At 64.1% G+C, this 21,288-nt stretch carries 20 protein-coding genes; 9 read left to right on the plus strand and 11 right to left on the minus strand.

The features are described from left to right. Position 1: 1 nt before the first annotated feature. Positions 2 to 940 (minus strand): thiamine pyrophosphate-dependent dehydrogenase E1 component subunit alpha, encoded by a 939-nt coding sequence (locus IE200_RS06835; protein WP_191278624.1) that lies wholly within the window; start codon positions 938 to 940, stop codon positions 2 to 4. 206 nt (positions 941 to 1,146) lie between these two features. Between IE200_RS06835 and IE200_RS06840 the strand changes: the two genes are divergently transcribed. Next, positions 1,147 to 1,746 (plus strand): TetR/AcrR family transcriptional regulator, encoded by a 600-nt coding sequence (locus IE200_RS06840; protein ID WP_191278625.1) that lies wholly within the window; start codon positions 1,147 to 1,149, stop codon positions 1,744 to 1,746. A gap of 328 nt (positions 1,747 to 2,074) precedes the next feature. On the opposite strand, the gene IE200_RS06845 is transcribed toward IE200_RS06840, so the two are convergent. The 9 genes from IE200_RS06845 to IE200_RS06885 all read right to left on the minus strand — a co-directional run bounded on the left by IE200_RS06845 (position 2,075) and on the right by IE200_RS06885 (position 12,964). Beyond that, positions 2,075 to 3,280 (minus strand): acyl-CoA dehydrogenase family protein, encoded by a 1,206-nt coding sequence (locus IE200_RS06845; RefSeq protein WP_191278626.1) that lies wholly within the window; start codon positions 3,278 to 3,280, stop codon positions 2,075 to 2,077. Positions 3,281 to 3,412: 132 nt separating this feature from the next. After that, complete coding sequence (locus tag IE200_RS06850; protein ID WP_191278627.1) at positions 3,413 to 4,156, minus strand: SDR family NAD(P)-dependent oxidoreductase; 744 nt, start codon at positions 4,154 to 4,156, stop codon at positions 3,413 to 3,415. Between the two features lie 10 nt (positions 4,157 to 4,166). Further along, complete coding sequence (locus tag IE200_RS06855; RefSeq protein WP_191278628.1) at positions 4,167 to 4,940, minus strand: SDR family NAD(P)-dependent oxidoreductase; 774 nt, start codon at positions 4,938 to 4,940, stop codon at positions 4,167 to 4,169. A gap of 1 nt (position 4,941) precedes the next feature. Next, positions 4,942 to 5,424, minus strand: a complete 483-nt coding sequence (locus IE200_RS06860) for a cupin domain-containing protein (RefSeq protein WP_229856200.1) — start codon at positions 5,422 to 5,424, stop codon at positions 4,942 to 4,944. A 116-nt stretch (positions 5,425 to 5,540) separates the two neighbouring features. After that, entirely contained in the window at positions 5,541 to 6,500 is a 960-nt protein-coding gene (locus IE200_RS06865) for a cyclase family protein (protein WP_191278630.1), read from the minus strand. After that, on the minus strand, positions 6,484 to 8,136 hold the full coding sequence (locus IE200_RS06870; RefSeq protein ID WP_191278631.1) for an AMP-binding protein: 1,653 nt from the start codon (positions 8,134 to 8,136) through the stop codon (positions 6,484 to 6,486). The genes IE200_RS06865 and IE200_RS06870 overlap by 17 nt, the downstream gene beginning before the upstream one ends. Before the next feature lie 16 nt (positions 8,137 to 8,152). Next, positions 8,153 to 8,857 (minus strand): ABC transporter ATP-binding protein, encoded by a 705-nt coding sequence (locus tag IE200_RS06875; RefSeq protein ID WP_191278632.1) that lies wholly within the window; start codon positions 8,855 to 8,857, stop codon positions 8,153 to 8,155. Beyond that, the gene (locus IE200_RS06880) at positions 8,854 to 11,595 is read right to left on the minus strand and encodes an ABC transporter permease subunit (RefSeq protein WP_191278633.1); all 2,742 of its coding nucleotides are present in this window, start codon (positions 11,593 to 11,595) and stop codon (positions 8,854 to 8,856) included. Before IE200_RS06880 ends, IE200_RS06875 begins: the two co-directional genes overlap by 4 nt. Before the next feature lie 109 nt (positions 11,596 to 11,704). Beyond that, positions 11,705 to 12,964: an ABC transporter substrate-binding protein gene (locus IE200_RS06885; RefSeq protein WP_191278634.1), complete on the minus strand. Its 1,260-nt coding sequence runs from the start codon at positions 12,962 to 12,964 to the stop codon at positions 11,705 to 11,707. 458 nt (positions 12,965 to 13,422) lie between these two features. On the opposite strand from IE200_RS06885, the gene IE200_RS06890 reads away from it, so the two are divergent. The 8 genes from IE200_RS06890 (at position 13,423) to IE200_RS06925 (ending at position 20,767) form a co-directional block, all read left to right on the plus strand. Next, positions 13,423 to 13,905, plus strand: coding sequence for a hypothetical protein (locus IE200_RS06890; protein WP_191278635.1), 483 nt, complete (start codon positions 13,423 to 13,425; stop codon positions 13,903 to 13,905). Beyond that, on the plus strand, positions 13,902 to 14,735 hold the full coding sequence (locus tag IE200_RS06895; RefSeq protein ID WP_191278636.1) for an SDR family NAD(P)-dependent oxidoreductase: 834 nt from the start codon (positions 13,902 to 13,904) through the stop codon (positions 14,733 to 14,735). The genes IE200_RS06890 and IE200_RS06895 overlap by 4 nt, the downstream gene beginning before the upstream one ends. A gap of 37 nt (positions 14,736 to 14,772) precedes the next feature. Then, positions 14,773 to 15,606 carry an SDR family NAD(P)-dependent oxidoreductase gene (locus IE200_RS06900; RefSeq protein ID WP_191278637.1) on the plus strand — a complete coding sequence of 278 codons (834 nt, stop codon included), beginning with the start codon at positions 14,773 to 14,775 and terminating at the stop codon, positions 15,604 to 15,606. Continuing rightward, complete coding sequence (locus IE200_RS06905) at positions 15,606 to 16,649, plus strand: zinc-dependent alcohol dehydrogenase (RefSeq protein WP_191278638.1); 1,044 nt, start codon at positions 15,606 to 15,608, stop codon at positions 16,647 to 16,649. Before IE200_RS06900 ends, IE200_RS06905 begins: the two co-directional genes overlap by 1 nt. Positions 16,650 to 16,690: 41 nt before the next feature. Continuing rightward, the gene (locus tag IE200_RS06910; RefSeq protein WP_191278639.1) at positions 16,691 to 17,314 is read left to right on the plus strand and encodes a TetR/AcrR family transcriptional regulator; all 624 of its coding nucleotides are present in this window, start codon (positions 16,691 to 16,693) and stop codon (positions 17,312 to 17,314) included. Between the two features lie 61 nt (positions 17,315 to 17,375). Next, positions 17,376 to 17,684, plus strand: a complete 309-nt coding sequence (locus IE200_RS06915) for a hypothetical protein (protein WP_191278640.1) — start codon at positions 17,376 to 17,378, stop codon at positions 17,682 to 17,684. A gap of 866 nt (positions 17,685 to 18,550) precedes the next feature. Next, entirely contained in the window at positions 18,551 to 19,366 is an 816-nt protein-coding gene (locus IE200_RS06920; protein ID WP_191278641.1) for an endonuclease/exonuclease/phosphatase family protein, read from the plus strand. 72 nt (positions 19,367 to 19,438) lie between these two features. Next, positions 19,439 to 20,767: an MGMT family protein gene (locus IE200_RS06925; RefSeq protein WP_191278642.1), complete on the plus strand. Its 1,329-nt coding sequence runs from the start codon at positions 19,439 to 19,441 to the stop codon at positions 20,765 to 20,767. An 82-nt stretch (positions 20,768 to 20,849) separates the two neighbouring features. Here IE200_RS06925 and IE200_RS20655 read toward each other — a convergent pair whose 3' ends face one another. Then, a complete protein-coding gene (locus tag IE200_RS20655) occupies positions 20,850 to 21,197 on the minus strand; it encodes a 5-methylcytosine restriction system specificity protein McrC (RefSeq protein WP_268245532.1) in 348 nt (115 codons plus the stop codon). Between the last annotated feature and the right edge of the window lie 91 nt (positions 21,198 to 21,288).

Consider the following 21,288-nt stretch of genomic DNA (forward strand, 5'->3'; position numbering starts at 1 on the left):
CTCATGCCCACACCGCCTCGAAGATGACCGACGGATCCGCTCGCGGTGCCGCAAGGGCCTCGTCGAACGCGGCTGCGACCTTCTCTCGCGCCTCGGCGTCGATCTGACGGCGCGTGTCGTCGTCGACCTGCTCGCCGAGCCGGTGGACCGGGTCGTTGGGGATCTCGTCGTCGGCCACCTTGTCCTCCCGGTAAGGCTGCCGGTCGCCTTCGTAGTGGCCGCGAATGCGCAGCGTCTTCGCCTCGATCAGGGTCGGCCCCTCGCCGGAACGGGCCCGGCCGATGGCCTCGGACGTCGCGTCGTGCACAGCGATCGGATCCTGACCGTCAACGATCACCCCGGGCATGCCGTACGCCGGGGCCCGGTCGGCGATGTTGGGTGTCGGGCTCTGGTCGGTGAAGCGAGCGGAGAGCGCCCATCCGTTGTTCTCGCAGACCCAGACGACAGGCAGCTTCCAGACGGAAGCCTGCAGGGCGGCCTCGTGCCACGTTCCACGACCAGCGGCGCCGTCACCGAAGAAGACCACGGTTACCCGCCCGTCCCCGAGGAGCTGGGAGGCTGTCGCGGTGCCGGCGCCCATGACAAAGTTGGAACCGAGCGTCCCGCCTTGTCCAAGGACACCGCGGGACTGGTCGGCGAAGTGAACCGTTCCTCCGCCCTTGCCGCCGGTGCTGCCGGTGGACCGGCCGAGCAGGTCGCCAAAGAGGACGGCCATATCCATTCCTTTTGCGATGGCGTATCCGAGGCCGCGGTGGGCGTAGTAGAGGTAGTCGTCGGACCGCATCGCAGCTACCGCGCCGGCCTGAACCCCCTCCTGACCGATGCCCGGGTGCCAGAACCCGCCAAAGCCCTCCGCTTCCACATGCTCGCGGATCCGGAGCTCGGCGAACCGAATGGTCACCACTGTTCGGTAGAGCTCGATCAGGTCGGCGCTGTTCATACTCACTCCCTCTCCCGACCGTCCGGTCGGTCTGGCGCATAGACGGAAGGTTGCCACAGCCGCCTCGGCTTGGCTAGAGGGAGCAGGAGTAGTAGCCGCGGTAATCTGCGGAGGTCGCCGTCTAGGCGGTTACTGCAGGCACTCTTTCGACGTCACCGATGGCTACACTCAGCGCGGCGTACACCGGCGAAGACAAGGGGGCCCGAATGGATGAGGGCCAGGCAGGCAACGGCTCCGAGAGGAGCCGCCGAGACGAAATCATCCGGGAGGCAGCGCTGCTGTTCTTGGAGTCCGGCTACCGGGGTGCATCTATGGAGACGATTGCCGAGCGCGTCGGCATCGCCAAACCGACCTTGTACCACTACTTCAAGCGGAAGGAGGACATCCTCTACGAGATCCACAAGCTCTTCGTCCTTCCACTACTCGAGCATCAGCAGGGGTACGCCGACCGTCGACTCCCACCCGACGACCAGCTCCGGCGGGCGGTGCGCGACATGCTCGCCGCCATGCGCGACGACCCTGGCTACATCCGCTCGGTGATTGAGCACGGACGTGAACTCGGCGAGGAGCGCGACCGCGAGTTCCGTGATATCTCGCGCAGGCACCGGATCTTGCTAGAGGACGCCGTGCGCGACGGAATTGCCCAAGGCATGTTCCGCAAAGTCGACCCGACCATCGCGGCGTACGCCCTCCTGGGGGTAGCGAGTTGGGCCTCGTACTGGTTCCGGCCCGGCGGCGCTTGGACCGCGGACGACGTGGCCGAGCAACTCGCCGACATCATCTTGAACGGGCTGCGAGCCGTCTGACCCCAGCAGCCGCGGGCTGGCGGACGCTCGGACCTGCCGGAGCAGCGCCGCCACAGGCTGTTCTCCCGACGCACACCGTCACCACCTCGGAACTCCCGGACACGGCGGACCAATCCGGACTCCCTGGCCGCCATCTCGGGTCGCTGCGCGCGCCGCGAAAGCGACAGCCCCACCCGGCGGCAGGCGACTCACGAGCTCGCACCGGAACGGGTCCGCCCGCGCCTGGAGGGACTGGAGCGGCTACGGCGGCTCGTTGGACCCTCCTACAAAGACTCCGCCACAGCCGTGGTCGGTCCACGTCGATCAGGCCGCCATAGCCAGCACCGGGTCATCCGACATGGGGTCGCTCCCGGCGCAACTCCTGGCGAGCGACCGTTCGGCGATGGACTGCATCGGGGCCGTCGACGATGCGGAGGGCCCGCGCCCAGGCGTAGAAGTACGCGAGCGGGAAGTCGTCGCTGATGCCTGCTCCCCCGTGCACCTCGATGGCACGGTCGATCACCCGGGTGGCCATAGCCGGGATAGCCACCTTGATACCTGCGATCTCGGTGCGCGCCCCCTTGGCTCCGTGTCGATCGATGAGCCAGGCGGTCTTCTGGACGTAGAGCCGCGCCTGGTCGATCTCAATCCGGGAGTTGGCGATCATCTCCTGCACCACCCCCTGGTCGGAGAGGTGCTGTCCGAAGGCGCTGCGCGACCTGGCCCGGTCCACCATGAGCGCGAGCGCACGCTCGGCCATACCGATCGCACGCATCGCATGGTGAATGCGTCCGGGGCCGAGGCGTGCCTGCGCGATCATGAAGCCGTCTCCCTCCCCCGCAAGCAGGTTGCCGGCCGGGACACGGACGTCGCGGAAGACGATCTCGGAATGTCCGTGCTGGTCCTGATAGCCGAAGATCGGCAGATGCCGCTCGATGATCAGACCGGGCGTGCCGCGGGGCACGAGCACCATCGACTGCTGGCGATGCTGGGCGGCCTCCGGGTCGGTCTTCCCCATGACGATGAACAGCTCACAGCGGTCGTCCGCCGCCCCGCTGATCCACCACTTCCGCCCGTTGATGACATAGCTGTCGCCGTCCCGGACGATCTGCGTGGTGATGTTGGTGGCGTCCGACGAGGCCACGTCAGGCTCGGTCATCGCGAAAGCCGAGCGGGTGTCTCCCTCGAGTAAGGGCTCGAGCCAGCGACGTTTCTGCTCGTCCGTGGCGAACAGGTGGAGCGTCTCCATGTTGCCGGTGTCGGGTGCCTGGCAGTTGATCGCCTCCGGCGCGATCACCGGCGACCACCCGGAGATTTCGGCGACGGCGGCGTACTCGAGGTTGGAGAGACCGGAGACGTCGCGTAGGAAGAGGTTCCACAAACCTCGACGCCTAGCGTCCTCCTTGAGCTCCTCCATCACAGGCGGATGGGCATGCGGCCCGAGCTCGTCGAGCTGCTGGCGCCACACCGCTTCGGCCGGGAAGACCCTGCTGCGCATGAAGTCCCACATGCTGTCGCAGATCTCCTCGGCCTCTGCCGAGAGTGCGAAGTCCATGAGCACCGCCCCTGTTCCCGATCGGATCGTTGGTTGAAGACCTCTACCTGGTACTTGCTTCTTCTTCCGAAAGGATCATCGAACCCGGCGAAGGTCCTATCGCGCTCGCAGTGGCTGACCGGCCAGCGCCCCCTACTGCGCCAGGAAGCCTCCGTCGATGTTGAGTTCTGCGCCTGTTATGAAGCTGGCCTTCGGACTGACGAGAAAGGCAACCGCCTCAGCGACGTCCTCAGGCTGACCGAGCCGGCCCATCGGCGTCATGTCGTACAAGCCCTGGTGGTCCTCGATGCCGTCGAGCAACGGAGTGACAATGACGCCGGGGTGGACGGAGTTGACCCGGACTCCCTCCTTCGCCCATCCCAGCGCAGCAGTCTTGGTCAACGTTCGGACGGCGCCCTTCGCCGAGTGGTAGCCCGGGGAGACCCCGCCAAACCCTCCGCTGACGCCGAAGATCGAGCTCATGTTCACGGCCGCACCTTGCCCGGACTTCTTCAGGTGCTTGCCACAGTGCTTGAGTCCAAGGAATGTGCCTACTTGGGTCACGGCGATGGTGGCCATGTAGGTCTCGAGCGTTGTGTCCTCGATCGGGTCCCAGTCACCGATACCTGCGTTGTTCACCAGTACGTCCAAGCCGCCAAACGCCGCGATCGTCGTCTCCACCGCTGCGGCCCAGGACTTCTCGTCTGTCACGTCGAGATGCACGAACTCCGCCTGCCCACCGGCGCTGCGGATCTCCTCGACGACCTCGGCTCCGCCGCTGTCATCAACATCCGCCAGCATCACCGGTCCATCTTCGGCGAGCCTCCGAGCAGTGGCGGCGCCGATTCCGCTCGAGGCTCCCGTCACCAACGCTACTCGCTGAGTTACTTCCACCATGGGTCTCTCCTCATTCCATTCCCGGCCCAGGAGCGGCTGGACTCCAGACCGCGGTGGTGCCGCCATCGATCGCAATACTCGCCCCGTGCACGAACGATGCCACGTCCGAGATGAGGTACACCGCGAGCGACGCAACCTCCTCGGGGGTTCCTAGGCGACCGGCTGGTACTCCTCGTTCGATGGACTCCTTGACAGCGGGATCAGCAAGAGCCGCGCTAAGCATCGGGGTGACGATCGGGCCGGGCGATATGGCGTTCACCCGTATCCCCCGCGGCGCCAAGTCGGCGGCCAGACCCTTGACCAGGCTGACCAAAGCACCCTTCGACGCGGCATACACGCTTCCGTTGGGTGATGCCAGAACGGCATTGCCGGAGGCTATGAACACGATCGAGGCGCCCGGCCCAAGGTGAGCGAGGGCCGCCTGCGTCAGGAACAACGGAGCTTTCACGTTGATGTTCATGACACGGTCGTAGCTCTCCCGCGTGAGCTCTTCGATGGACATCGTCTCCAGGATCCCCGCCGAGTTGACCACCGCGTCCAGTCCACCGAAGGCGTCGATCGTGGCTGATACCGCAGATTTCGCGGAGTCTTCATCGAGCAGATCCAGGACCACCGGCACCGCTTGAGCCCCCAGAGACTCGGCGACCTCCCGGACATCGTCCTTCAGGTCAACCAGAGCCACCTTTGCCCCAGCAGCGACAAGGGCCCGCGCAGTGGCCGCACCGATACCTGATGCGGCGCCGGTGACCAGGGCGACTCGCCCCTCCACGTTGCGATCGCCCATCTCAGGCGCCTGCTCTATTGGCACCAAACATGAAGACCGCCATCAGGCAAGGCTCGTCTCCACGAACCCGCCACACGTGCCGCGTACCGTTCTGGACGACGGTGTCGCCGGCCCTCAGCACCTTCTCCTCGCCGTCGTCCAGGATCAGAGACACCTCACCACTGATGATCACCTCCATGTCAACGGTGTCGGTGGTGTGCATGCCGTCAGGCTCCAAGTGGTCCATCATCCCGGGGAGTGCAGCATTCACCTCTTTCATGGCCGCTGCCTCGTCGATGCCTTCCGCCGGTGGCGTGCTCTCGGGCGGGATCACGGAGAAGGAAAAACGAAAGCCGCCCACACCCGGGAAGTAGGTTCCCGCCTCTGGCTTCTCTCCGGCGTCGGGGAATGTCGGTGTCTCGTCAGCCCCCCATACGTCAAAGAAGCGCCATCCGGGAAGCACTTCGAACGCAAGCCCGGGCACCTCCTCGTCGCTGGCGAACACGGACTTGCCGTTCGCATCGTGTCCGGTGACTACCCTTCGAATGTTCAATGTTTGCTCCAGGGGACTCGTGCATTATGTGATCAGAGCCGCCTCGCTCTCGAACGCGGCTCGGCTTGCTACTTGATGGCGAGCGCGTTCGGCGGTGAGCCCACGCCCCCGAGGATGTTCAGAGGCGCCGAAGTCAGCAGGAACTCATAGACTCCGTCGTTCGCACAGTCCTCTGCGAGTTCGTCGACGAACCACATCTCCCCCATAGGCATGCCGAGCAATGGGAGGAGGCGGAAGTGGATGTACTGATCGACTGCGAGCTTGTGCGGCCAGGCCTCGATTGCTGGGTTGTCGGCCGCCACCGCTGAGAAGTGCTGGTTCCAAAGCCACTCGACCATGTCCTCGCCGCCGGTGATGCCTGGTGTCTTCAAGCGGGCCAGGGAATCCTCCGCGAGGTCCTTGCGTACCTCCGCCGATGCGGTCCGGTACCAGCTCATCCACCCGGTGCGCAGGACGAGGATGTCTCCTGTCTCGAAAGTGACCCCTTGTGCTTCGCGCACCTCCTCCAGATCCGCGACGGTGAATTCAACATGGTCCCCACCGTCCAGCTCCCGCCCCGTGTTCGCCCAGTGGCGAGCAATGTCGAGCAGGACACCACGCCCGACGATCCCGCGGCGTGCCCAGTGCTCGATTCCGTTCTTGGTCCCTGGCTCCCCGGTGAAGTCACCGTCCGCGCGTCCGTTGTAGAACCCGTGCTCCGGGTGCCCGACGTGGCACAAGGCGTCCCACTGGCTCGAAGCCTGCGTGAAGAAGTTGTCGAGCACGTCATCGAGGATGTGGTCAAGCGGGCGGTCGATCCGGTGCCCGAGGGCGCCCCGACCGTAAAAGGGAGGGTTGGGCTCCTCGAGTGCCCAGTTGAGCGAGAAGACCGCGCCGCGTCGAGCGGCCTGCAAGCCCCGCTGCACCCGATCAGGAGTCAAGAGGTTGATGGTCCCCAACTCGTCATCGTCGCCCCACAGCCCCCAGGACGAACCCTGAGGAAGTCCGGCTCGTACCGGAAGCTCGTCGTACCTAGGCAGGTTCGTCATCGCTGGCTCCTTCTGTGCTTCGCGGCACTTCTTGGTAGTAGCCCCCGTGCTGTTGCCGAAGGACGTTCTTCTGGATCTTCCCCGTGGCGGTGCGGGGGAAATTGTCGACGATCAGAATCGACTTCGGCCGCTTGAAGGGCGGGAGTTTCGTCTTGAGCGCCTCCCAGAGTTCGGCCTCAGTGATCTGTTCACCGGGGTGCGGGATAACGATGGCGGTGACTGCCTCAATCCAGCGCGGATGCGGCAAGCCGACGACGGCCACTTCCTTGATGCGGGAGTCGGCTTCGTACATCGCGCGCTCCACCTCGAGGGACGCCACATTCTCCCCGCCGCTCTTGATGACATCCTTGGCGCGATCCTCGAACCAGAGCATCCCGCCTTCGTCGAAGTGGCCCAGGTCGCCGGAGTGAAACCAGCCGTGCCGCATCACTTCGTTTGAAGCTTCTTCGTTGTCGAGGTACTCCTCCAGTGCGTGCGGTCCCCGATAGACGATCTCCCCAGTCTGTCCGTGAGGCAGCAAGTTGCCGTGCTCATCCATAATTTCGATTTGGACGTTGACGATCTGCTCTCCCACCGCACCGTGATGGCTGATCTGGTGCTCGGGCTGAAAGATCGTGGTCATCGGTACCATCTCGGTCTGACCGAAGCCCAAGGAAAAGCCACAACCGAAGGTTTCCATGGCTCTCAAGAGGTCAGCCTTCGGCAAGGGGGCCATCGCATATCCGGCACGACGGAGGGAAGAGAGATCCGTGCCTGCGGTATCCGGATGGTCGAGCATTTCGCGGTACATGACGGGCAGGCCGAAGACGAAGGACAGACGCTCCTTTTCGACGAGGGCCAGAAGGCCAGGGGCGTCGAAGCCTCGCTTCAGCACCACGGTCCCTCCCACCATGATCACCGGCGTGGTGAAAGCGTTCAGCTGCGCGATGTGGAAGAGGGGCATCATCGCCAGCATCCGCTCTTCAGCAGTGAAGCGCATCTCGTGGGCAGCGGTCAGCGAGCCCATGTAGAGGCCGAGGTGGCTCGACACCACGCCTTTCGGTGCTGAGGTGGTGCCACTCGTGTACATGTACGACAAGGGGTCACGGTCGGCGATAACCACCTCGGGCACCGTCGTCGGCTGACCGGCCGCGAGTTCCTCCAATGGGGTCGCTCCCCGTGCGGACCTCATGCCGTCGTGCTTCTCGGTGAGCCCGGGAGCGACGATGAGTTCTACGTCTGCGTGATCGGACAGGGCCGGCAGCAACGTATCCACCAGTTGGGACTCCACCACGACCCCCTTGGCTCGCGAGTGACCGATGACGTACGAGATCTCAGCGGTACGCCACACCAAGCTGATCGGTACGACGATGAGCCCTGCCTTCGCGCACGCGTAGTAAACGACCAAGAACTCCAGGCTGTTTCCCGACATGAGGGCAAGGGCATCGCCGCGCGCGTACCCTCGCGCGATCAGTCCGTTGGCAAGGGTGTTCACCTGCTCGTCGAACTGGCGATAGGTGAGTCGACGGTCTCCGTCGACGACCGCCTCCTTATCGGGGTACCGCGACGCCGAGCGGGTGAGGGAATCGCCGACGTTCACGCGCTGAATGAGGTTGTGCTGGAGCGACCTGGTCTCGGGTGTCGTCCATTTGCTCATGCGCTGCCCTCCGCATTCATTCACTCGAGGTTTGGCTCAGGTACGCGTCTTCGATCTCAGGCAAACGTCTGAGGGCTTCCTCGGCGGATAGCTCCATCTCAAGGTCGCCACGTTTCATGACAAGCACGCGGTCGGCGTAGCGCAACGCCTTGCGCGCATGTTGCTCCACGATGAGGACCGCGGTCCCGCCGTCAGCGGCATCCCGCACCGCCTGCAGAAGTCGCTCGACAATGAGCGGGGCCAAACCCAGCGACAGCTCGTCGGCCAGGAGGACCGAAGCTCCGCGCGACAGCGCCCGAGCGAGCGTCAGCATCTGTTGCTCGCCTCCCGAGAGCAGCCCGGCCTTGACGTCCATCCGTGACTCGAGCTCGGGAAAGAGCTGCAGAGCGCGTTCGGGACCGACCCCTGCCACGCGGAAGTTCTCGCGCGTGGTCAGTGCCTTGAACACCGAACGCTCCTCCGTGACATAGGACAACCCCTGACGCGCTCGCTGATGCAGCTTCGCCGTAGTCGGCTCGCCGTGCATGAGTACTTCGCCACTCATGAGGGGCAGTTCACCGGCAAGCGCCAGGAGGGTCGATGTCTTACCGGCGCCGTTGGGCCCGAGCAGACAGATCACCTCGCCGGGTGTCACATCGAAGGTCAGGTCCCGGATCACGGGCTGGCCGAAGTACCCCGCCGAGATGCCTCGCGCCGAGAGTGCTGCACCGTCGCTCTTCACAGGCTCAACCCTTCAGTCGAGGAGGGCGGCGTCTGGGCCTCGTGATCGGTGTCGCCATGCTCGACACCCAGGTAGGCAGCGATGACCGCTGGGTCCTGTCGAACGACGGAGGGCGCGCCGCGCGCAATGGTCTGACCGAACTCGAGGACGACGAGTTCGTCGCAGATTGCCATCACAAGGTTCATGTCATGCTCGACGAGCAGCACTGCAACGCCAAACTCCTCCGCCATGCGCTTGACCAACCGCGCCAGTTCAGCGGTCTCGACGTCCCCCAGCCCCGCGGCCGGCTCATCCAGCAGCAGGATGCTGGGGGCGGCCGCAATAGCCCGAGCGATGGCAAGCAGACGCCGCTCGCCGTAAGAAAGGTCCTCCACCTTGCGCTGGAGAACGTCCTCGAAACCAAATTCCCGAATGGCGGTCACGACCTCCGGGGATAGGGAAGGGTTCCGCGGCCACACCAGATCACTGACGTAGGAAACAAGTGCTCGCGGATCCGAGGCGACGCGGAGGTTCTCCAGGACCGTCGAGTCTTCGAAAAGCTCTAGCGACTGGAAGGAGCGGCCGATGCCGGCTCGCGCTCGCTTGGCAGCCGACCAGTTCGTGATGTCCTCGTCGCCCAACATGAGACCGCCCGCGGACAGCTTGGTGAATCCGGTGACTGCGTCGATGAGAGACGTCTTCCCTGCTCCGTTCGGACCGATCAGGCCCAAGATCTGACCAGGCTCGACAGTCAGGCTCACATTGTCTACAGCGGTCGTACCTCCATACCGGACTGTGAGTCCATCCGCCCTCAGCGTCTTCGGCGGCACTTGCTCCGTCTCAGCGTCCGGAAGGACCACAGCCTTCGCCGGCTTCACCACCAGGAACTTCAGCTTCTTCGCGAGCTTCTTCCGGACCCATGCCACCTGCCCGATCGCTTCGTGAGCGATGCCGTTCTGGTTCAGGAGGATGAAGATGATCAACGCAACGCCGCCGACGAGCGGGATATAGGCACCAAAGCCCTCGCCAAAGAGGTCGAAGATCTGCTGGTTGACCGCACCAGGAGCCATCGTTGCCCCGATGAACGCGCCCATCAGATAGCCCACGCCACCAAGTAGCGCGAATCCGACGAAGGAGATGGATGTGAGGCTGTCGAAGTTTCCGTAGCCGATCGACGTACTGTTGAAAGCGATCAGGATGCCGCCGAGCGCCGCAACGCCGGCCGACAGTCCGAAGGCGTAGAGCTTCACCCCAGCGACACCGATACCCAGGGCGGCCGCGGCGCGTTCGTTGGTCCGAACCGCGATCATACGGCGACCGGTCCTGGAACGTCGGAGGTTTGCGACCCCCAGAGCCATGACGACGAAGACCACGAAGTTGAAGATGCCCCAGCGCACGGGCTGCAGGATGCTGCTGATGTCCCAACCGAATAGCGCCGGGAACGGGATTTGCGTCCCACTCAGGCCCCCGGTGTAGTCGGTGTTGTTGAACAGCACCAGTTCGATGGCTGTACCAAGACCGAGGGTCACGATCGCCAGGTTGATTCCTCGGGTGCGCACGGCCGGGAGCGCAAACAGAACACCCAGAGGGATCGTGGCCGCGACCCCGATAAGTAGCGCGGGAAGGAACGAAATCTCGGCGGTGGCGCTCAACCGCCCAGCAACCCAGGCACCGAAGCCAGCCAGGGCATATTGCGCCAGGGAAAGCTGTCCGGTGTAGCCGGTCAGGATGACGATGGAAAGGAGTACCACGCCGACAGCGAAGGTCGTCGTCAGTGCTGCGAGCCACTCCAAGTTCGAGATGGACATCAGGTAGACGACGAGAACAGCTCCGGCAACCAAGGCAGGCCAAGAGATTCTTCCTGACCCGATGGTCGGCATCCTCTGCAACACGAAATCACGCAGCGGGAGAGCCTGGCCGCGTACAACGAGCCACACGACGATGAGCACGAAAGGCACGGCCTGCCCCAGACCAGGCTGGTCGACAAATCTGTTGATCTCCGTTTGCACGATGCCGATCGTGATGCCGGCCACGAGCGCGATGGGGAACGAGCGGAACGACGCGACTAGCGCAGCCGCTGTGGCGCCGAGCACCACGTTGGTCATGACGGCGGGCTGCAGTGTGATGATGGGGGCCACCAGAATCGCTGCAAGTCCTGCCAGTCCACACCCAAGCGCCCAGTTGATGGTCGCGAGCATGTCGGCGGACCAGCCCAACGACGCTGCCGCCCGAGGGTTCTCTGCGACGGCCGAGGTGCCCAGCCCAAATGGCGTGTAGCGGTAGATCACCCACAGGATGACCGAAACCACGACGGCGATCCCGGACAGGATGATCCGGTCTTGGGCCACGACGATGTCTCCACCGATCCGCCAGGTTCCGGATGGCAGATCGGGGTCCACAACGAACGCGGAGGAACCGTAGCGGAGCACTGCGATGGACTGAAGCGTGATCAGGACACCGAGCGTCGCGATGACCCGCACCAAGGGTGAGGCACGCCAGAGCTGTCTCATGACGAGTAGGTGTGTGGCGGCGCCGAGCGTCGCCGCGGCAAGGACACCAACCACCAACGACGGCACGAACGACCATCCATAGTTGGCGTGGAGTTCCCACTGGACGTAGGTGCCGGCCATACCGATCGCGCCCAGAGCGAAGTTGAGCACTCCGGCGCCACGGTAGATGACGATCAGACCTTGGGCGGCAAGCGCGTAAAGCGCGCCGATGCCCAGGCCCAGGAACCCGAACCGGATGATCTCTTCCATCCCCAACTCTTCCTGCGGTCGTCGAGACAGTGCTGGGTCTTCGCCCCTTTCGTCGCCCGAGCCGCATAGGTCCGGGCGACGAGCAGGGCGAAGACGCCGAGGGCGGTTGTCAGTTGAGCGGCTTGCCGAGCATCAAGTTGGTGTAGTCGACGAAGTCGCCAGGGACGGCCACGAGCTTCCCGTCCTCGAAGGTGCTGAACTTTGCAGTGCGGTTGAAGAGCCGTTCATAGCCCTCGGGCCCCTCGGTCCACTCCTGTGTGAAGTCAACCGGCGCGACCATTCCTCCGGTGTCGATCTCGCTGGTCTGTGACGCAGCCTCGAGGAAGGCCTTTGAAGTGATCTCGCCCTCCATGTCCTCGACGATGTCCGTGAACGCGGTGTAGCCAGCCCAGGTTCCAAGGCCATCGAGACCGTTGTAGGAGATGTCAGTCGGTGCGCCGTACTCTTCCAGCGCCGCGCGGAAGTCGTCATACGCCGGCTCGCTGATGTCGGCGTAGGAGTTGCCGGTGATGGCTCCCTCCAGCTCCTCTTCGAACCCCTTGGCAACATCCTCGGTGAGGTTGCCCTGGGGACCGTAGATTCGAGCGTCGGAGCCGAACTGCTTGTACGCCGCCATGAATGCCTTGATCGAGTCAGCATTGACGATCATGATGACGCCGTCGGTACCGTCGGCGAGGGCCTGAGCGGCCTGTGGGGCGAGGTCCTGCGCCGTGGCCGGCAGGATGACCTCCTTGTGGGGCTCGAGACCGTTCGCAGCGAGCGCGTTGGCAATCGGCTCGATGTACGTCTGGGCCCCGTCGATCACGACGATGGCGATCTTCTTCTTGCCGTCGTCGACTGCGCGCTGGGCCAGTGCGGCCCCGTAGGCGGGGCCGTTACCCATGATGAAGGCGTTGTCGAGAGTGAGGTCGGAGACTGCGTTTGAGCAGCATCCGCCGAACATGGCGATGTCAGCGCCCTGGAGAAGCGGGATCGTGGCGTCCCCGGTGTAGCCGAAAGAGGAGATGACTGCAACGACGTCTTCCTGGATGGCTTGACGGGCACAGTCTGCGGCCGCAGCCGGCTCGCCCCTCTCGTCGCACGTGAGAACCTCGAGGTTCATGCCGTTGATGCCGCCTTGGTCATTGATGTACTGCTCATACGTCTTGGCGGCTTCGGTGATGGCGGGATAGTTAGTCAACTGCGAGGTGAGCGGCGCCCACGTCATGACCTTGATGGTGTCGCCGCTCCCGCCATCGCCGCCCGAACCGGTGTCGCTATCCGAGTCGCCGCCGCAGGACGAGAGAACCAGCGCGGCTGCCGCGATGCCGACGATGCCGGCTCTGCGCGCGACGGACGACCTGCCGCGGGTGGGAATGTGTCGCATCATTCGGTTGCCTCCTACGGGCGTTCGCAACTGCCGTGAGCATCCGGCAGAAGTTCGAGAGAGTCGACCGACCAATCGGTCGACTCCGAATATGACCGCCATCACAGCCCTGCGTCAAGACCCCTCGCCAACGATTTCCAAGAGCAGCCCGTAACCCACGATGCGAGGCGACGGTCGGGGGGTGCTGGTCATGCTGCGCCTCGCAAACACACCAAGAGGCAACAAGTGACCTCATCAAGGACGAACCCTTGACCCTCGAAATGCAGGACCCTAGGCTGCTGCAACCGGCCGACCAGACGGTCGAGAAGGAGTGAACCATGACGGATCCAACTGGGTTCGGCGTCATTTTCGAAGGTTCTGGACGCATCCAGTTGCTCGACCTCTCGTGCGGGCAATGTCACGCCTGCGCGTCTGGCCGCACCGTCTGGTGCCTCCAACCCTTGACCGAGGGACCGCCTCTCATGGGCCTCGACGTGGTGGCCGATGCAGACACAATCACGCGGTGGTTCTCGCTCTTGGGAGCATTCGCGGACTCAGCCAGGAAGGCCGACGACGTGGTCCTTGTGCTGTCTGAATCGGACCCTGCCGACGTCAAGGCGCTCGTGCATCTCTGGCATTCCGGCGTCGTTCACGTCTCACCCGATGGTCGAGACACAGAGACACGTGCCGCGTTGAGAGCGGACAGCAGGACAGGTCGAGCGCAAGTGGTACTCGCGTTGAAGGATGCCCGGAGCGCCGTCAAGAGTGTCCAGCGCGGCGGGACTGTCTGTCTGCCGGCCGCGGACGTCGATGCACCAACGATCACCGAGCTCGTCCAACGTGACGTGCGCCTGGTCGGCCCTAGTGACATCACCAGCATCGCGAAGGGCATCGAGGTTTCCGACTTAACCCGACACCTATCCGCCGTTCTGGATCAAAGTCGTCACCCCGGGGTGCACGCATGAACGCGGCGGCAGGACGGGTGGCGGTCGTTGCCGGCGGCGGCCGTAAGGGCAGCATCGGACGGGAGGTCGCGGAACACCTGGTGCGTGAGGGATACCGCGTCGTGGCCTCTGACATCGGCGGGACACTCAAGACCCACCCCGACTACGAAGTCGCCCCGATGGACGACCTCGACGACCTCGCCGCCTCCTACGACCCTGCAGTCCTCATCACCCGCCGGTGCGACGTCACCGACGAAGCACAGGTCAAGGCCCTCTTCGACGATGCCGAAGCCGAGTACGGCGTTGTCGACGTGGCAGTCAACTGCGCCGGGTTGGGCATCGGGCTCAAGCCAGTCGTCGACCTCGAGCTAAGGGACTGGCAAGTCAACATCGACGTCATGGCAACTGGAGCATTCCTCTTCGCTCGTCAAGCCGCACGAACCATGGTCGCAGCCGAGACACCAGGCCGCATCATCACCATCGCCTCGCAGGCGGGCAAGACCGGTGTTCGCCTTCTCGCGGCCTACAGCGCGGCGAAGTTCGCGGTGATCGGACTGACGCAGGCCATGGCCGGCGAGCTCGGAAGGCACGGCATCACCGTGAACACGGTGTGCCCCGGCACGATCGAGACTCCCCTCCTGGCGGTCGAGGGAGGCGTCTATCAGACCTTCTCGAAGGCATCAGGGCGCTCCTCAGATGACTTCCGGAACCGACTGGCCGATTACATCCCTGTGAAGCGATTGGGCACTCCCGCTGACGTGGCTCACGCGGTCGCTTACTTGGCCTCGGCCGAAGCTTCCTTTGTCACCGGCTCCGCTCTGAACGTCGCCGGCGGCGAGGAGATGCACTGATGAACCCAACGCAGTCCTACACGATGGAGGTCAGGAAATGAACGCAGCGTCCGGACGGGTGGCGGTCGTTGCCGGCGGCGGCCGTAAGGGCAGCATCGGACGGGAGGTCGCGGAACACCTGGTGCGTGAGGGATACCGCGTCGTGGCCTCTGACATCGGCGGGACACTCAAGACCCACCCCGACTACGAAGTCGCCCCGATGGACGACCTCGACGACCTCGCCGCCTCCTACGACCCTGCAGTCCTCATCACCCGCCGGTGCGACGTCACCGACGAAGCACAGGTCAAGGCCCTCTTCGACGATGCCGAAGCCGAGTACGGCGTTGTCGACGTGGCAGTCAACTGCGCCGGGTTGGGCATCGGGCTCAAGCCAGTCGTCGACCTCGAACTGAGGGACTGGCAAGTCAACATCGACGTCATGGCAACTGGAGCATTCCTCTTCGCTCGTCAAGCCGCACGAACCATGGTCGCAGCCGAGACACCAGGCCGCATCATCACCATCGCCTCCCGTGCTGGTAAGACAGCGATTCCCAATCTCGCTGCGTACAGCTCCTCGAAGTTCGCGGTGATCGGACTGACGCAGGCCATGGCCGGCGAGCTCGGAAGACACGGCATCACCGTGAACACGGTGTGCCCCGGCAGCATCGACACGCCGCTGCTGTCGGTGAAGGACGGTATGTACGACACCTTCTCGCGCCCCATGGGTAAGACTGATGAGGAGTACATGGCCGAGGTGGTACGACAGATTCCGGTCGGTCGCATCGGTCGCCCCCTTGACGTCGCCGTGGCCGTCGCCTACCTGGCGTCGGTTGAGGCATCCTTCGTCACCGGCACGGCTCTGAACGTCGCCGGCGGCGAGGAGTACCACTGATGCGGGCAATGGTCTACGCGGGCCCAGAAGACCTCCAGCTCACAGAGTTAGACGACCCTGAGCTGGGGCCCCGAGACATTCGTGTGCGTATCGAGGCCTGCGGAATCTGCGGTTCCGACGTAGCCAGCTACCTTCACGGTCACTACGCCGCCCCTGGACAGGTGCTGGGCCACGAGATGTCCAGTGTTGTTGAGCAACTCGGGTCCGAACTGTCGGGTGTGAAGCCGGGTGACCGCGTCGCAATCCGCACCGCCCGGTCGTGCGGTGACTGCGTCTACTGCGACGCCGGGCGTCCCTACTTGTGCGACGACTCGGGGCGCCTCAGCATCGGCTACGGCGCGCGAGGAGGTTTCGCCGACCTCATGACGGTCCGCGATGTGGTGATTGGTGACGACGTTGTCCCAGTTCCCGCAGACGTATCTGCGGACGACATGATGTGGACCGAGCCCTTGTCCGTGGCGCTACACGCGGTACGACGGGCCGGGATCAATGTCGATTCCGGCGCCACGCTCGTCGTCGGCGCCGGATCGGTCGGACTATGTGTGATCGCCGCTGCGATTGCGGAGGGCGCCACCGATCTCGTCGCGGTCGAGCCCCGGGCGGACCGTCGACAAGCGGCGTCTACCCTGGGGGCTCGTACCCTGGACCCCGGACAGTTGGAGAGCGCTTCAGGTCAGCAGTTCACGCATATCATCGATACTTCTGGGTCACTGGGTGCTCTCACCGCCGCGCTCCCCCACCTGAGAGTCGGAGGACGGCTCACTCTGGTCGGCCTCGGCGAAGGTCGAGTTCCGTGGCCGATTCCAGGCATCGAACTCGTGACGTCGTTTGCCTTCGACGAGAAGGACTTCCGCGCAGCCGTCGATCACATCGTGTCAGGGCGTGTCCGGCTCGCGGGACTGATTAGTCACCGGTACGACCTGGCAGGTGCTGGAGAGGCTATCGAAGCTTCAGCACGGGATCCACGTGTGATAAAAGCTGCCGTCTATCCCGGCGCCGGACATTCCGACCTCGACGCCGAGCCAGAATCAGTTACTTCGTGACCGCCAGCTCCAGCTCCTCACTTCGGGCTACGCGCCGGCGCATGAGCGCTGAGGAACGTCGCCAACAAGTCGTTGTCGAGGCCGCCACCTTGTTCGACGAGCTTGGTTATGAGAGCGCCACTATGGACGACATCGCCAAGCGAGTGGGTGTAGCAAAACCGACGCTGTATCACTACTTCCAGAGCAAAGACCAAATCCTCCAAGCGATCCACCAAGATTTCATCGACCTTCTCCTGGCACGCCACAACCGGCGGCTCGAGACCAACCAGGCCCCTGAGACGCTCCTGCTCGCGATCATGACTGATGTTCTAGGCCTGATGGAGACGCACCGTGGCCATGTCCGGGTCTTCTTCGAGCACCATCGGCAACTGCCGAAGGATGCCAAAGACGTCATCCGACTCAAGCGCGATCAGTACCAACAGATTGTCGAAGAACTGTTCGCCGCCGGCGTGCGGCTTGGCGCGTTCAGGAGAACTGATCCCTCCCTCGCAACCCTTGCGCTTTTCGGCATGTGTAACTGGGCCTACCAGTGGTACAGCCCGGGGGGCTTGCTTCCACCCGAAGGCATTGCCAACCAATTCTGGGGGTTCCTGGTTTTCGGCATTGGTTCTGATTCACTGCGAGCTTCGCTGACCGGAGCGAGTGCGGGCTCAGGCCCCAAGTGAGGCGAGGGGCCGCAAATGCATGCACATTCCAATCGAAACGCAAGAGATTTGGAGACCCATTATGCCGGAGAAGCCCCGCGACGTCGCGGACCTGTTTCTCGCCCCCGTGGTGTTGGAGCTCGACTCGAGACTCGAGCGATTCGAGAGGATGAGCGTAGATGAGGTCAAGTTTGACCTCCTCTTGGAGAGCAATCGCGAAGCAATAAGTGAAGAGCAACGCAACAAACTTGTGATCGATGCTCTAACCCGTAACTTGGATCTGCATGGTTGGTCGGTCAGCTGGGACCCCCGCGGACTGCGTGTGGTACGCGGTGAGCACGCTGTGGTCCTAGGGCTGCCCGCAAACGTCAAGGACTACCTCGCCGGTTGAGCCATCGGCCGTCAGTGACAACTTCGCGGTAGTGACAGTCTGATGATGGACGTCCAGCTCGAACACGAAGGACGTCTCTTCGCCGCTCGCACCGGCAAGGCCGGCGTTCCCTCCCCTCGCCGTACGCCGCCTCGATGCCGCAGGGAACGATCTACCGCGCCCAGCACAGAGCCCGTGCCACGGGCTCACCGAGCAGCGCGTCGAGCCACCACTGACACGCCGCCCATACGACTGCGTCTTCCCTGCGTGTCCACATGGCTCAACGCAGAGGTAACGCCCACCCTGGTCACCGAGTGGGGCAACCACCACCCGCCGACGAGCCGCCTTTGCGCCGGCGAACCAGCCGGGCGCGCCAGACGCTGGTGCGAACTAGGCCAGTTCGTCCATGCAGCGACGAGAGCGATCCTCTTCTCACGAGGCTGGCGTACTGCCTGCATGGAGGTTTGGCAGCCGCCGACAAATGCCCTTTGCCGCGCTCACGCCCGTTGAGTCACGGACTTGATGTGGACTTAGTGTTGAATCGAGGTCGAGGAACACGAACATCAAGAACCCCTGACCCGCGTTTCCGCAGGTCAGGGGCCGTGTGTCGAGCCGCCTGTCGGAATCGAACCGACGACCTAGTCATTACGAGTGATTCACGGTGAATCACGCGTGAAGTGCGCTCTGACCTGCGCAAACGTGCTCTGCCATGGCTGCCGTTCGATCACGTTCGATCACGGCCGCTGAGCGCGGAAGACCGCCGGCTCACGGAGTTTTGGTTGACTTTTGGTTGACTGAACCGGGAAGCGGAGGCAAGCCGCCGCGCACCTCTCGAGTGAGTCAGCATCAGACGGCGCCATGTCAGTGCTCCGCTTTATGGTGGCCTCATGATCCGAGCCGTCTCCGCCAACCTAGGCCGGCGTGAGGTCGCTGCCGAATGGGTCGAGGACGTCCTGGGCCGGTCCGGGGATGACGCGGTGGACCTCCTCTTCCTGCAAGAGGTGCCCGTGCGCCGGGACTGGGAGACCATCTGCGATAAGTCGGGCTTCGACGTCGGGATTGGCGCTGGACCCACCTACCAGGTTCGGTCGCTTCTAATGTGGCGCCGATCCGCCATCAGCGGCGCGGCGTTGACGCTGCCGACTGCGGGGTATCACGGCTCGTACCTTGCAGCCGCGCGGCTGGAGTTGCCGCTGGTGGGCGACGTCGTCGCAGTCTCGGTCCACGCCAGCCCGGCCGTCGTCGAGTCGGCATACCAGGAGATCTGGCTCGGGACCGGTCGGGACTTGCCCCAACCACGGACCGCCGCATCCAGTGGTGAGCTGTGGGACTCCGACTTCGTCCTTGCCACGCTTGCCGAACTCGCCCGACTGGGGCCGACGCTGGTGGCCGGTGACTTCAACGAGTGCCTGGCATGGGACGAGACCCACCCCGGCGAATGGGGCAGGGAGTACTTCGACCGCATCGCCAGCGCGTCTCTAATCTCCCTCACTCATCGTGACGGCGAAATCGAGCAGCAGACTGCCTTCACCCACGACGGGCTCGAATATCAACTCGATCACGTGCTCGCCACTCCAGACGTAGCAAGCCATGTCTTGGGGGCACCCCGCGTTGACCCGACCTGGACTCGCGACGCCGTGCTCGCCGGAGCGACCTCAGATCACGCGCCGATCTGGTTCGAGATGCAGGGTCTGGCTCCGTGAAGCCGCGACGAATGCGATGGGTCGGCTCCGGCTTCGCATACGCTCGAGCAAGCTGCCAAGTAGCCTTCATGCATGGACGAGGAGATTGTCATCGGGCGCCTCAGGTCCGTGCCAGCTCGGGAAGTGTGGCGTCATGAAGCTCTCGATTTCACTCCGTGGCTGCTGGACAACGCCGATGTCTTGTCAGAGGTGATCGGACTAGACCTGGAGCTCGACACTGCCGAGCACGCGGTGGGCGATTTCAGTCTCGACCTCATCGGGCGCGACCGCATCTCGGGCGATCTCGTGATCGTTGAGAACCAACTCGAGCAGAGCGATCACACCCATCTTGGCCAGATCATGACGTACGCGGGTGGCACAGACGCGGCTCATATCGTGTGGGTCGCACCGTCCTTCCGACCAGAGCACCGCCGTGCTTTGGAGTGGCTCAATGAGCGGACCGACGAGACAACTCGATTCTTCGCTGTCGAGGTGAAGGCTGTGCGCATCGGGGACTCGCCCTACGCGCCCCTGCTTTCCCTTGCCGTGCAGCCCAACGATTGGGGCAAGCAAGTCCGGACGAAAGCAATCCAGCAGTCTGGTGCGACGTGGTCGTCTTCCGACCTCATGCCGGCGGTGCGAGCGGAGACGACGCCTCAGGTTGCCGACGCGATCGGCGCGTTGCTGGCTGCGCACGAGGCCCTGGGGCCGGGCGCGGGGTTCTATTACGGCACTGCGCGTTCACCGTCGGTCACGGCCACCATGTCTGCCGGAGCCGTTCGTGCCCAGCCGTGGAGCGTGTTCACGCACCTTGGCGTGGTGTGGACCCTCAATCTGGACTGGATCCACAAGCAAGGACGTGTGCTCTCCGCGGACTACATGGAATCGCTTGCCTCTGAGCTTGGCGACCTCCCGGGGCTCGCGGAAGCCTTTGCCGCCGGGCGAGTGGTCGGATGGCGAAAGCGGCCGTCCGTCGCTGCCGAGCCTCTGTTCTCTCACCCTGGCGCCGTCGATCGGATATCGGCAGCCATGGCCCGCATGTTTCAGGAGATCGGCGCCACGGCTGATGCAGCCCCGCCGAGCTCAGCAGCGGCATTCGACTGGTCCCGGCTTCACGCTTACATGGCAGCGATACCGGCAGGCCGGTGGACGACATACGGCGTGCTGGCCCAACTCGTCGGCACAGCAGCGCAACCCCTCGGCCAACACATCACTAGATGTGTGGAGTGCCCGCACGCCCATCGCGTGCTATCGGAGAGGGGCGTCGTTTCGGCCGGATTCACGTGGTCCGATCCGGATGACCTCCGTGACCCAGCTCAGATGCTGATTGAGGAGGGCATCGACATGACTGGAGGTCGCGCGAGCATGGCCCAACGTCTCGACGCCGCAGCGCTCGCCGCCCTTGTTCGCACCACTGGATAGGCCGGTCGCCACACCGCCCGCCTGTGTCCGGTTTGCCGATCACGACCTGCGTTTGCGCCAACCCTCTTGATGACCCGTGGTGCTACAGCGCGTGGCGAGCAGGCGCCGCGGCCAGCTCGTCCGCCAGGTGCTTCACCTGCGCGAGCAGTTCCTCCGGAGGTCGGGTCAGGTCCAGCGTGTGCGCCGTGATGGTGACGTCGGTTCCGACCACCCGGTGGACGGCAGGATCGTCGTTGCCCTTGGCATAGACAAGGTGCCCTTGCTGCAACTCGAGCACCGTGCAGTAGGCCAGGAGCTGGTAGAGGTCGGCATTGGGGAACCCCTCGGGCTTCTCTGCCTTGTACTTCGCATCCACGACAACCTGCCGTCCTGACACCGACGTCCAGAGGAAGTCGGGACTGCTGCACGGATAGGTGACAGGTTGGGTCAGGCTGCCTGAGCGGCAGGTGTGGTCATGATGGTCTCGTACTCGATGGGGGTCAACCGTCCGAGAGCGGCCTGTCGCCGACGGCGGTGGTAGG

It is taken from the genome of Nocardioides flavus (ex Wang et al. 2016) (assembly GCF_014653115.1).
GTDB lineage: Bacteria > Actinomycetota > Actinomycetes > Propionibacteriales > Nocardioidaceae > Nocardioides > Nocardioides flavus.